Annotated in this window: 12 protein-coding genes; 8 read left to right on the top strand and 4 right to left on the bottom strand. The window is 72.1% G+C overall.

The features are described 5' to 3' along the window. Window positions 1-3 precede the first annotated feature (3 nt). A complete protein-coding gene (locus tag Dvina_RS55170; RefSeq protein WP_223102908.1) occupies window positions 4-1,353 on the top strand; it encodes a zinc finger Ran-binding domain-containing protein in 1,350 nt (449 codons plus the stop codon). Between the two features lie 120 nt (window positions 1,354-1,473). Next, the gene (locus tag Dvina_RS14000) at window positions 1,474-1,902 is read left to right on the top strand and encodes a DUF2809 domain-containing protein (RefSeq protein WP_223102909.1); all 429 of its coding nucleotides are present in this window, start codon (window positions 1,474-1,476) and stop codon (window positions 1,900-1,902) included. On the opposite strand, the gene Dvina_RS14005 is transcribed toward Dvina_RS14000, so the two are convergent. Together Dvina_RS14005 and Dvina_RS14010 are read right to left on the bottom strand one after the other, a co-directional pair. After that, the gene (locus Dvina_RS14005; RefSeq protein WP_223102910.1) at window positions 1,889-2,725 is read right to left on the bottom strand and encodes an undecaprenyl-diphosphate phosphatase; all 837 of its coding nucleotides are present in this window, start codon (window positions 2,723-2,725) and stop codon (window positions 1,889-1,891) included. The two genes, Dvina_RS14000 and Dvina_RS14005, sit on opposite strands and share 14 nt — an antisense overlap. Before the next feature lie 73 nt (window positions 2,726-2,798). Further along, complete coding sequence (locus tag Dvina_RS14010; protein WP_223102911.1) at window positions 2,799-3,473, bottom strand: hypothetical protein; 675 nt, start codon at window positions 3,471-3,473, stop codon at window positions 2,799-2,801. Between the two features lie 90 nt (window positions 3,474-3,563). Between Dvina_RS14010 and Dvina_RS14015 the strand changes: the two genes are divergently transcribed. Then, complete coding sequence (locus tag Dvina_RS14015) at window positions 3,564-4,622, top strand: hypothetical protein (protein ID WP_223102912.1); 1,059 nt, start codon at window positions 3,564-3,566, stop codon at window positions 4,620-4,622. A gap of 42 nt (window positions 4,623-4,664) precedes the next feature. Here Dvina_RS14015 and Dvina_RS14020 read toward each other — a convergent pair whose 3' ends face one another. Then, complete coding sequence (locus Dvina_RS14020; RefSeq protein WP_223105523.1) at window positions 4,665-5,573, bottom strand: LysR family transcriptional regulator; 909 nt, start codon at window positions 5,571-5,573, stop codon at window positions 4,665-4,667. A gap of 150 nt (window positions 5,574-5,723) precedes the next feature. Between Dvina_RS14020 and Dvina_RS14025 the strand changes: the two genes are divergently transcribed. From Dvina_RS14025 to murD, 4 genes are read left to right on the top strand one after another with little or no spacing between them, the layout of a single operon-like run. Next, a complete protein-coding gene (locus Dvina_RS14025) occupies window positions 5,724-6,356 on the top strand; it encodes a succinate dehydrogenase cytochrome b subunit (protein ID WP_246656533.1) in 633 nt (210 codons plus the stop codon). 1 nt (window position 6,357) lies between these two features. Further along, entirely contained in the window at window positions 6,358-8,295 is a 1,938-nt protein-coding gene (locus tag Dvina_RS14030) for a fumarate reductase/succinate dehydrogenase flavoprotein subunit (protein ID WP_223102914.1), read from the top strand. Continuing rightward, a complete protein-coding gene (locus Dvina_RS14035) occupies window positions 8,295-9,032 on the top strand; it encodes a succinate dehydrogenase/fumarate reductase iron-sulfur subunit (RefSeq protein ID WP_223102915.1) in 738 nt (245 codons plus the stop codon). Before Dvina_RS14030 ends, Dvina_RS14035 begins: the two co-directional genes overlap by 1 nt. An 11-nt stretch (window positions 9,033-9,043) precedes the next feature. Further along, window positions 9,044-10,381, top strand: a complete 1,338-nt coding sequence (murD, locus tag Dvina_RS14040; protein WP_223102916.1) for a UDP-N-acetylmuramoyl-L-alanine--D-glutamate ligase — start codon at window positions 9,044-9,046, stop codon at window positions 10,379-10,381. A 3-nt stretch (window positions 10,382-10,384) separates the two neighbouring features. Here murD and Dvina_RS14045 read toward each other — a convergent pair whose 3' ends face one another. Next, a complete protein-coding gene (locus Dvina_RS14045; RefSeq protein ID WP_223102917.1) occupies window positions 10,385-11,098 on the bottom strand; it encodes a DUF6199 family natural product biosynthesis protein in 714 nt (237 codons plus the stop codon). Between the two features lie 115 nt (window positions 11,099-11,213). On the opposite strand from Dvina_RS14045, the gene Dvina_RS55175 reads away from it, so the two are divergent. Next, window positions 11,214-11,345, top strand: a complete 132-nt coding sequence (locus tag Dvina_RS55175) for a hypothetical protein (protein ID WP_261964084.1) — start codon at window positions 11,214-11,216, stop codon at window positions 11,343-11,345. Window positions 11,346-11,499 lie beyond the last annotated feature (154 nt).

Below are 11,499 nucleotides of genomic sequence, written 5' to 3' on the forward strand. Positions count from 1 at the left end.
CCCATGTGGCAGTGCGTGGTGTGCGGCTCGAGCAACACCGGGGACGCGACCTCCTGCGCATCCTGCGGCGCCGCCCGGCCGCAGAGCGCGCTGCTGCCGTCCGACCCGCCGGTGTCCTGGCCCGCCTCCGCCCCGGCCGACGCGTTCGGCTCCTGGTCCCCGGCCGCCGGCCAGCCCCACGGCGCGCCCCCGCCGCACCCGGCCTATCCGATGGGCCCGGAAGGTGCGGGCGCCCCGAACCAGCCGCCCGGCCCACCGGCGTCGGGCCCACCCGCCCAGCAGTGGCCGGTCTCCGGCCCGCCCGCCCAGCAGCGGCCGGCCTCGGGCCCGCCGGCCGACCCGTCCCTGCTCGCCGCGGACAACTGGCCCGGCGCCGGACCCGGCCTCGGGCACCAGCCCCCGCCGTGGGCGACGCAGCCGGCGGCGGGTCCCGACCCGAGTGGCCCGCCCGTGCCGTGGTCAGCGCAGCCGGCGGCGGCCGGTCCCGACTTGGGCGGCCCGCCTGTGCCGTGGTCAGCGCAGCCGGCGGCGGCCGGTCCCGACTTGGGCGGCCCGCCTGTGCCGTGGTCAGCGCAGCCGGCGGCGGCCGACCCCGGCCTCGGTGAGCAGCCGTCGTGGTCAGCGGCCGCGCCGGCGGTGGAGACGCCGTGGCATCCGCCGCCGGCGTATCCGCAGCCGCGGCCCCGGCCGGTCTGGATCTTTCCCGCGATCGTCGCGCTGGTGCTGCTGCTCGCCGGCGGCACCGTGGCGTTCGTCATGCGCGACACGTGGCTGCCCGGTGGCACGGCCGGCCCCACGACCGGCCCGACCGGCGCCGCCGGGCCGACAGGTGACCCCACCGCCGGCCCGAGCGCCACCGCGACGGGCGGCCCCACGGACGGCCCGACGCCGACCGCCGCCCCCACGACCGCGGGGCCGCCCACGCTGCCGGCGACGGTCGGCAGCGTCAAGCTCGATCCGAGCCTCGACCCCGCCCGGGCTCCCGCGGTGGCGGCGGTCTTCGACAGGTACTTCACGGCCGTCAATGCCCGCAACGCCGGGGCCGCCCTCGGTGCCATGGACCCCAACGGCTCCATCAACCAGGGCGACGCCGGTGCCGTGAAGCGGTTCACCGACGGGATCAGCACCAGCAGCGACGACGACATCGCGCTGCTCGCCCTCGGGCCCGACCCGACGGGCAAGGGCGTCCTGCAGGCCCAGGTCACGTTCCGCAGCCGGCAGCAGGCCGGCAAGGGCCCGAAGGGCCGCGAGTCGGAGACCTGCACCCGCTGGGACGTGACCTACTCGATCACCCAGCCCGGCGGCGAGTACCGGATCTGGGGCAGCACCAACGCCGGCAGCCGGCCCTGCTGATCGCTTCGGGCGCGGCACCGCGCCGGCCCGCGCCCGCGGCCGGGCCCGGCCGACCCCTGACGGATGCGGTTGCGGGTGGCCGGCCCGGGTCGGTGGCGGTGGGTCAGTAGCATCCGCGGGGTGCTGCAGAGCAATCGGGCGATCCGCGTCGCCGCCGTCGTGACAGGTGTCGTGGCGCTCGCGATCGCCTTCGGGGTCCGGGCGGTGTTCGGTGGTGCGCTCTACAGCAACGGGGCGCTGCAGCAGAACACGGGCACGGCGCTGTACGCGTCGGCGGTCTATGCGGCAGTGGTGTTCGTGGCCCCGAGGTGCCCGCCCGTCGTCGCCGGGCTCGTCGCGGCGGCCTGGTGCTGGGGCGTGGAGGCGTTGCAGCTCACCGGTGTTCCGCACGAGCTCAGCAGGTACAACATCATGCTGCGTTTGATCTTCGGAGATGCCTTCGACTGGCTCGATGTGCTCTGGTATCCGGCGGGGATCCTGCCGCTGGTCCTGCTCGAAGTGCTCGTGCGGCCGCGCGGGACCGGGCCGCGGAGGATCACGTCGCGGTGATCGCGCCGCCCCAGAGCAGGCCGATGATGATGCCGCCGACCGCGACCCGGTAGTAGACGAACGCGGCGAAGGTGTGGCCGGCTACGTAGCGCAGCAGCCAGGCGATGCTGATGTAGGCCACGATGAAGCTGATGACGACGCCGACGCCGGTCGCCGTCCAGCCGACCGTCTCGGAGATCTCCTTGGAGCGGGTGAACGCCTCCAGGATGCCGCCGGCGGTGAGGGCGGGGATGCCCAGGAAGAACGACAGACGGGTCGCGGCGACGCGGTCGAGGCCGCGGAAGAGCGAGGCGCTGATCGTGGCGCCCGAGCGGGAGACGCCGGGGATCACGGCGATGCACTGGGCGAGGCCGATGATGAGCGAGTCCTTCCAGGTCACCTCGGCCTCGCCGCGCCGCTGCTTGCCCAGGTGGTCGCCCAGGGTCATGACGAGGCTCCAGAGCACCAGGCCGGCGGCGACGAACCACATGCTGCGCAGGACGCCCTCGATGTAGTCCTTGAAGAGCAGGCCGACGATGACGATCGGGATCGAGCCGACGATGACGTTGATCGCCATCCGCCAGTCCTCGCCCTGGCGCTTCTCGGCCTTGAACAGACCCTGGAACAGGGCCTTGACGAACCGGATGATGTCGTTGCGGAAGTAGATGACGGCGGCGAGGATCGCCCCGACCTGGATGACCGCGGTGAACGCCGTGACGCCCTTGTCGTCGATCGGGATCCCCATCAGCTTCTCGGTGATGGTCAGGTGGCCCGTCGAGGACACGGGGAGGAACTCGGTCACGCCCTCGACGATGCCCAGCACGATCGCTTCCCAGATCTGCAACGCCGTTCCTCCCGAGACCGAACCAAACCGAGATCGCCGCAGGGGAACTTACCGGACGCTCCTGAGAAGGCTTTCAGTCGCGGTGGTGCTGGTTGGCGTGCCCGGCCGCGAGCTCTTCGCGCAGCTCGGCGAGGTGCTCCGTGTCCGGCGGGAGGGCCAGGCGGTCCAGCAGTTCCAGCGCCGGCTCGATCTCGAGGGAGCCGTACACGTCGTGGAAGCTGTAGAGCACCCCGCTGAAGACGGCCCGGTGGAGCCGCTCGTGCTCGGCCGCCGCGGAGTACACGGGAAACTTCACCTTCCAGGGGACCGGGCCGCTGACCTTGAGGACCGCCGTCGCGCGGCGCAGCAACGCCTCGTCCGCGTCGCCGAGCTTCGCCACGTCCCGGCCCAGCACCTCGGTGAACGCGCGCTGCGAGGTCTCGATGTCCTCGAACCAGTCGTTCCAGAGCGAGTACAGGACCGCCTCGCTCGGCCGGGGCTGCTCCAGGTAGTCGCGCAGCGCCTGCCAGTGGGTGTCCCAGAGGCTCTCGTCGGCGTTCACGAGCCAGCGCAGCTCGACGAGCACCCAGTACGCGTCGAGGATCTCCAGCAGGCCCAGGCCGATCTCCAGCTTGTCGGCGGGCGAGAGCTCGTCGTCGGCGCGGATCTCGGGCATGAGGTCGCGGGCGGCGTCGTTCGGGTCGCCGTCCGTGTCCAGGTCGTGCGCGGCCAGCCACTGCCGGGTGCGATCGCTGCGTGCAGTCTCCACGATCGACTAGTATTCCCGGTCGTCCATGATCCCGCGCGGGCCCGGGATCCGATCGGTGATCTTCACCCCATGCCGCGTACCGTCTCGGCCATGGGGAATCGTATATGGTCGGCCGGGCTGCTGGTCCTGGCCCTGGCCGGATGCTCGGCGCCGGACACGGCGAGCCCGGCCGCCGCTCGCAAAGAGGCGTCCGCGTCGCCGTCGCCGTCCGCGGGTCCGCTCGCCGATGACTACGTCGGCGTCCTCAACGACCATTACGTGGCCGATCTCAGCTCCTCCGGTGCGCCGAAGGGCGCCGCCTTCGACCCGAACGCGGCCTCGATCCGCGGCCCCCACTACGCCGTCGCGCTCGCCGAGTCGGTCGCCGTGGCGGAGCTCCCGGCGATCGTGACGACCCGTGTCACCTCGGAGCACGGCTCCCGCGCCACGCTGCGCCCGAACCCCGGCCACGAGCTGCTGCTGGCCCGCTTCACCAAGGCGCCGCTGAGCCCGATGTCCGACTCCAAGGGCTCCACGCAGGAGGTGGTCGTCGGTGACCAGCGGCGCCCGCTGGCCGGGGCGATCGCCGACGGCACGCTGCTGGCCGTCAGCGTGCCGCAGGGGGCGCCGGTGTCGTTGCAGATCACCGACGACGGCCGGGCCCAGTCGATCGACCTGCGCACCGGCGCGGCCGGGCGGGTGGACGGGCTGTATCCGCGCTACGGCGCGCACGCCGACACGATGGGCTCGTGGATCACGCCGGCCGGCTCCGACATGATCCCGCTCGGGATCAGCCTCGACTTCGAGCTGACGCCCTGGGTCGAGGGCAGCGGCTGGGCCCCGGCCGGCCAGGCGTGGCTGTCGTACGAGGTCGACGCCGTGCTCTACGGCGACGGCATCGACTGCGACATCGACATGGGCCGCACCCTGTCGCTGAGCGGCGCCGGCTTCAAGGCGAGCGGGGCCGGGACGTTCACCGTCCCGTCCTACGTCGCCTCGCTGACGACGAACACGCCGACGCACACGGGCGTGGTCGCGGCGCCGGCGAACCTGCGCTCGGTGTCGATCGGCTGGTCGCTGCACGCCGGCTGCAGCAAGGGCGGGGCCGCGGTGAAGTTCTCGATCCGCAGCAACGCCGGCGGGTCCGCGAACCTCAAGGCCGAGGACTGACGGCGAGCGCCGAGCGGCCGGGTCCGCGCCACCGCTGTCGCCCTACAGCGGCTGGACGCCGACCGGCAGCGGGCCGCGGGCCACGTGATCGAGCAGCGTGGCCCGCATCGCCTGGGCGGCGTGGGGCAGCACCGTCTCCCGGCGCTGGGCCAGGGCGATCGTGCGGTGCACGCCCGGGGCGACGAGCGGCGCGGCGTGCAGCAGCGGCCGGTTGACGATGGCCATGCTCGGCACCAGCGCGACGCCGAGCCCGGCCTCGACGAACGCGAGCACGGCGTCCATCTCGCCGCCCTCCACGGCGTAGCGGGGCGTGAACCCGGCCCGCCGGCACGCCTCCAGCGTCGTGTCGCGCAGGTCGTAGCCGGTGCGGAACATGACGAGCGGCAGGTCGCGGAGATCGGGCAGGGAGATCGTCTCCGACAGCGGCTCCACGGACGCGACGACCAGGCTCTCGCGCAGCACCGGCACCGTCTCCAGCGCGGGGTCGGTGCCCCGGGCCGGTTCGACGATCAGGGCCAGGTCGAGGCCGTGCGCGAGGAGCTCGGCGACCAGGTCCTGCGACCCGCCCTCGTCGACGTGCAGCTCGATGTCGGGGTGCCGCGCGTGGAAGTCGCGCAGCACGAGGGGGACGAGCGACGTGCAGAGGCTCGGCGTCGCGCCCAGCCGGACCCGTCCGCGCCGCAGGCCCACCACCTCCTGGACGGCGTCGCGGGCGGTGTCGGCGTCGGCGACGACCCGGCGGGCGAGCGGCCACAGCGTCTCGCCGGCCGTGGTGAGGACGACCCCGGCCCGCGAGCGGTCGAAGAGCGGTGCGCCGAGGGCCGCTTCCAGGGTGTGAATTTGTTTACTCAGTGTCGGCTGGCTCACACCGAGCTGTTCGGCGGCCCGGGTGAAATGTCGTAGTTCGGCGACGGTTAGGAAGTACCGAAGCTGCTGTAGCTGCACTTGGATAGCCTACGGCTATCGCCACTGTGAGATTCATGCATTGGACGAATGACGAAGGCCGCCCTTAGCGTCGGGGGAGTGGCGGTAATGACGGCAGAACGGGCGACTCCGGCAATCCGGAAGAAGAAGACATCGTCCGTCGCCCTGAAGATCCTGATGGCGGTCACCGGCATCCTGCTGGTGCTGTTCCTGTTCGCGCACATGGCCGGCAACCTCAAGATCTTCGTCGGGGCCGAGTCGTTCGACCACTACGCGCACTGGCTGCGCGACCTCGGTGCGCCGGCGCTGCCGCACGAGTGGTTCCTGTGGATCCAGCGCGGCGGCCTGACCGTCGCGGTGCTGGGGCACATGTTCGCCGCCGCGGTGCTCGCCCGCCGGGCCCGCCGCGCCCGCCCGGTGCGCTACGCCCACCGCGCGAAGGTCCAGGGCAGCTACGCGGCCCGCACGATGCGCTGGGGCGGCGTCATCATCGTGCTCTTCGTGATCTTCCACATCCTCGACCTGACCACCGGCACGGTGAACCCGGTCGGCGACCACGAGCACCCCTACGCCAACGTCGTCGCCGACTTCGCGCCCGGCCGCTGGTACGTGACCCTCTTCTACACGCTCGCGATCGTCGCTGTCGGCTTCCACCTGCGCCACGGGATCTTCTCCGCCGCCCGCACCCTCGGCCAGCAGGGCCGGCGCGGCGAGCGCATCGCCCGGGCCGTCGCCCTGGTGCTGTCGACGGTGCTCGTCGCCGGCTATCTCAGTGTGCCGTTCGCGGTACTCACCGGATTGGTGAAGTGACATGAACCTGTGGACCGAAGGCGACCCGGTCGCCGACACGGCCGCGCCGGACGGGCCGATCGAGACGCGCTGGGAGCGCCGGCAGTTCGGCGCCAAGCTGGTCAACCCGGCCAACCGGCGCAAGCTCACGATCATCGTGGTCGGCACCGGCCTGGCCGGCGGCTCCGCGGCGGCGACCCTGGCCGAGGCCGGATACCGGGTCCGCTCGTACTGCTACCAGGACAGCCCCCGCCGCGCGCACTCGATCGCGGCGCAGGGCGGCATCAATGCGGCCAAGAACTACCGCAACGACGGCGACTCGGTGTACCGGCTCTTCTACGACACCGTGAAGGGCGGCGACTTCCGGGCGCGGGAGTCGAACGTCTACCGCCTGGCCCAGGTGTCGGTGAACATCATCGACCAGTGCGTGGCGCAGGGCGTGCCGTTCGCCCGCGAGTACGGCGGCCTGCTCGACAACCGCTCCTTCGGCGGCACCCAGGTCTCGCGCACCTTCTACGCCCGGGGCCAGACGGGGCAGCAGCTGCTGCTCGGCGCGTACCAGGCGCTGGAGCGGCAGATCGCGGCCGGCAACGTGGAGATGCACGCCCGCCACGAGATGCTGGAGCTGATCGTCGTCGACGGGCGGGCCCGCGGGATCGTGGTGCGCGACCTGGTCACCGGCGAGATCACCACGGACTTCGCGGACGCGGTGGTGCTCGCGTCGGGCGGCTACGGCAACGTCTTCTTCCTGTCCACCAACGCCAAGGGCTGCAACGTCACCGCCTCGTGGCGCGCGCACCGGCAGGGTGCCCTGTTCGCCAACCCCTGCTACACGCAGATCCACCCGACGTGCATCCCCGAGTCGGGCACGCACCAGAGCAAGCTGACCCTGATGAGCGAGTCGCTGCGCAACGACGGGCGCGTGTGGGTGCCGGTCGAGGCGGGCGACCACCGGGCCCCGGCCGACATCCCGGAGGCCGAGCGCGACTACTACCTGGAGCGCATCTACCCGTCGTTCGGCAACCTGGTGCCCCGGGACATCGCCTCGCGGGCGGCCAAGAACGTCTGCGACGAGGGGCGCGGGGTCGGGCCGGGTGGGCTCGGGGTGTACCTCGACTTCGCCGACGCGATCGCCCGCCTCGGCCGGTCCGCGGTGGAGGCCAAGTACGGCAACCTCTTCGAGATGTACGAGCGCATCACCGGCGAGGACCCCTACGTCACGCCGATGCGCATCTACCCAGCCGTGCATTACACGATGGGCGGGCTGTGGGTCGACTACGACCTCCAGTCGAACCTTCCCGGCCTGTTCGTGGTGGGCGAGGCCAACTTCTCCGACCACGGCGCCAACCGGCTGGGCGCCTCCGCGCTGATGCAGGGCCTGGCCGACGGATACTTCGTCCTGCCCAACACGATCAACGACTACCTGGCCGCCGGGCCGTTTCCCGCGGTGTCGTCATCCGACGAGGCCGTCGTGGCCGCGCGGGCCGCCGTAGAAAACCGTATTACGTCGCTTTTGTCGGTCAACGGCGATCGCACCGTCGACTCCTTCCATCGCGAGCTCGGCCACATCATGTGGGAGTACTGCGGCATGGAGAGGACGGAGGAGGGGCTCAGGAAAGCGATTTCCTTGGTACGGTCGCTCCGCGAGGAGTTCTGGACCCGCGTCAAGGTCCCGGGAACGGGCGAGCAGCTCAACCAGAACCTCGAGCGCGCCGGGCGGGTCGCCGACTTCTTCGAGCTCGCCGAGCTCATGTGCGTCGACGCCCTGCACCGGGCCGAGTCGTGCGGCGGGCACTTCCGCGCCGAGAGCCAGACCCCGGACGGCGAGGCCCTGCGCCACGACGACCAGTTCTCCTACGTGGCCGCCTGGGAGTTCACCGGCACCGGTGAGCCGCCGGTGCTGCACCGGGAAACCCTCGAGTTCCAGTACGTCCACCCGAGCCAGCGGAGCTACAAGTAATGGACATCAAGCTGCGCGTGTGGCGGCAGACGGGCCCCAGCGACAAGGGAAAGATGGTCTCCTACGAGGTGAAGGACGTCTCCCCGGACGCGTCGTTCCTGGAGATGCTCGACGTGCTCAACGAGCGGCTCATCCTCGAAGGCGACGAGCCGATCGCGTTCGACCACGACTGCCGCGAGGGCATCTGCGGCATGTGCGGCATGATGATCAACGGGGTGGCCCACGGCCCGCTCAAGGCCACGACCACGTGCCAGCTGCACATGCGCCACTTCAAGGACGGCGACACGATCGACGTGGAGCCGTGGCGCTCGGCCGCCTTCCCGGTCGTGCGCGACCTCGTCGTGGACCGCCGGGCGTTCGACGGCATCATCCAGGCCGGGGGGTACATCACCGCGCCCACCGGAGCCGCACCCGACGCCCACGCCATGCCGGTGCCCAAGGCCGACGCCGACGCCGCGTTCGAGGCGGCCACCTGCATCGGCTGCGGCGCCTGCGTGGCCGCGTGCCCGAACGGCTCGGCCATGCTCTTCACCGCGGCCAAGGTCGGCCACCTCGGGCTGCTGCCGCAGGGCCAGCCGGAGCGCGACTCCCGCGTCCTGAGCATGATCGAGGCGCACGACGAGGCCGGCTTCGGCGGCTGCACCAACGCCGGGGAATGCACCACCGTGTGCCCCAAGGGCATCCCGCTGACCCTGATCGGCCGGTTGAACAGCGACTACCGCAAGGCTCTTCGCTAAGGTACCGAGTCATGCAGCTTACGGAGCTAGCCGGACGGCGAGTCGCCGTGTGGGGCACGGGCCGCGAGGGGCTGGCCGCGATAGCGGCGATCGCCCCCGTCGGCCCGGCCTCGCTGATCGCCGTCCAGGACAAGCCCACCTTCCTGGCCGCGTCCGCGTGGGACGGCCCGGTCCCGCTCTACGAGGGCGAGGCGTTCGGCCCGGCCCTGGACGGCGTCGAGGTCCTGGTCCGCTCGCCCGGCATCGGCGAGTCGAACCCGTGGATCCAGCGGCTGCGTGAGCGCGGCGTGACAATCACCGGCGGTACCGCCCTGTGGATGGCCGACCACGCGAAGCACACGATCGGCGTGACCGGCTCCAAGGGCAAGAGCACCACCACGACGCTGATCTCGCACCTGCTCACCGCGACCGGCCGCCCCAACGAGCTCGGCGGCAACATCGGCATCGCGGTGCTGTCGCTGCCCCCGGCGCAGCAATACGTCCTCGAGCTCTCGATGTACCAGTGCGCCGATCTCCAGGACTCCCCGCGCATCTCCGTCGTCACCTCGCTGTTCGAGGAGCACCTCGACTGGACCCGCGACGGGCGCCCGGCGCAGTACTACGCGCACAAGCTCAACATCGCCATGCACGGCCCGGAGGCGGTCGTCTACAACGCCACCGACCCGACCCTGTCGGCGGAGCTCGCCGCCCGCCCCGGCCTGCCGCTGGTGCCGGTCGAGCCCTGGGACAGCGACGGCTGGATCGTCCGCCACGGCGAGCGGCTCTTCCCGCGCGACGCGTTCGCCCTGCGCGGCCGCCACAACACCGGCAACCTCAGCGTCGCCCTGGCCACCCTGGAGGCGTACGGGGTCGACGTGATCGCCGAGAGGTCGTCGATCGAGGCCGGCCTGCGCAGCTACGTGCCACTGCCGCACCGCCTGACCCCGATCCCCGACCCGTCGGGCGTCGAGTTCGTCAACGACTCGCTCTCCACCGCCCCGCAGACCACGATCCACGCCATCGAGGCCTACGCCGGCCGCGAGCTGGCGGTGCTCATCGGCGGCCAGGACCGCGGCATCGACTACACCCCGCTGCGCGACTACCTGCGCGACCGCGCGGTGCCCGTCACGCTCATCGCCATTCCGGACAGCGGCGAGCACATCCTGGACGTGGTCGGCGACCTGCCGAACGTCCGCCGTGAAACCGCAACGGACCTTTTCGCGGGGGTACTGCGCGCACGCGCGCTGATCCCGCCCGGCGGCGTGGTCCTGCTGTCACCGGCGGCCCCGAGCTACGGCCGCTACGACAACTACGAGGCCCGGGCCAAGGCGTTCATCGCCGCGATCGAGCAGACCGCCGCGCAGCCGTAGCCGTCACGCGACGGCGCTCCCGGTGCTCCCGTCGATCACGGGGCGGCCGGCGAGCGGCTGCGCCAGGTTGATCGGGAGGAGGTACACGCTTGCCGCGCCGGTGGTGACCGCCCCTGACGGCCGCGCCGACTCCGCCGGCTCAGACGACCCCGCCGGCTTGGACGACTCCGCCGGCTTCGCCGGGGCACTCGTGTACACGGTCACGGTGACGCGGTCCGGGGCGTCCGCGACGACGACCGCGGCCGGGAACATGTCGCCGTCGATCGAGACGACCAGCCGGGTCGCCGCCCCGATGGAGCGGCCGAGCCACGGCGGTGTCTCGGACGGCTCGACCGCCTGATAGCGCAGGATCGGCACCGCCCGCACCCCGGCCGGGGCGGCCGACTGCTGACCCACGAACGGCACGAGCGTCGCCCGCTCGGCCCCGAACGCCGCTCGCAGCGCCGGCGTGGTGTCGGGCCGGGCCGACGCGGACGGTCCCGCGACGGGCCGGTTACCGCGATCGGCCGCGTCGGCCAGCCCGTAGCCGGTGCAGACCATGGCGAGCAGCAGGAAGATGCTGGAGAACCGGGTCCACGCGTAGGCGGCGTCGCTCGGCTCATTGGCCGCCGGATCGCGGTATCGCCACGCGGTAAGCGTCCGCCATTGCGACCGCGGCGAGACGGCGCCCCAGAGCAGCAATGCGGCGAACGGGATACAGCACAGCAGCGCCCCCATGTACATCGAGCCTAACCGCTGTGCGCAACCCTTCCTGCGCCCGGCCGGGAACTGTACAGTCGTCGCCGTCGATGCAAAGGCCGTCGCGGACGGCGGCCACCGAGAAGGGGGTGCGATGCGGAAACTGATGGCGGTCCTGGCGGCGCTGGCGATGCTCGTCGTCGGACCGACCGTGGTCTGGGACCCGAACGGCAACCCGACCTGCACGACCCAGTTCACCGACGCCGGCGAGGCCCGGCCCGAGTAGCAGCGGGGGAACGCGGGAGCGCCGCACGGCGCGGCAGGCGGATCGCCTGAACGGTGCGTGACCAGAGGGCCGGGGCAACCACCCCGGCCCTCTGTCTCCGCGGCCGTCTGTCGTCTCGCCCGCTGTCGTCCTCGCGGCCGTCTGTCGTCCCCGC

Origin of the sequence: Dactylosporangium vinaceum, assembly GCF_019904175.1 — a bacterium.
GTDB classification, from domain to species: Bacteria; Actinomycetota; Actinomycetes; order Mycobacteriales; family Micromonosporaceae; genus Dactylosporangium; species Dactylosporangium vinaceum.

Coding starts and splice junctions, on each gene's coding strand:
- Dvina_RS55170 (WP_223102908.1), top strand. CDS start 4: ATGTGGCAGTGCGTGGTGTGCGGCTCGAGCAACACCGGGGACGCGACC.
- murD (WP_223102916.1), top strand. CDS start 9,044: ATGCAGCTTACGGAGCTAGCCGGACGGCGAGTCGCCGTGTGGGGCACG.
- Dvina_RS14015 (WP_223102912.1), top strand. CDS start 3,564: ATGGGGAATCGTATATGGTCGGCCGGGCTGCTGGTCCTGGCCCTGGCC.
- Dvina_RS14030 (WP_223102914.1), top strand. CDS start 6,358: ATGAACCTGTGGACCGAAGGCGACCCGGTCGCCGACACGGCCGCGCCG.
- Dvina_RS14045 (WP_223102917.1), bottom strand. CDS start 11,098: ATGGGGGCGCTGCTGTGCTGTATCCCGTTCGCCGCATTGCTGCTCTGG.
- Dvina_RS55175 (WP_261964084.1), top strand. CDS start 11,214: ATGCGGAAACTGATGGCGGTCCTGGCGGCGCTGGCGATGCTCGTCGTC.
- Dvina_RS14025 (WP_246656533.1), top strand. CDS start 5,724: ATGGCGGTCACCGGCATCCTGCTGGTGCTGTTCCTGTTCGCGCACATG.
- Dvina_RS14035 (WP_223102915.1), top strand. CDS start 8,295: ATGGACATCAAGCTGCGCGTGTGGCGGCAGACGGGCCCCAGCGACAAG.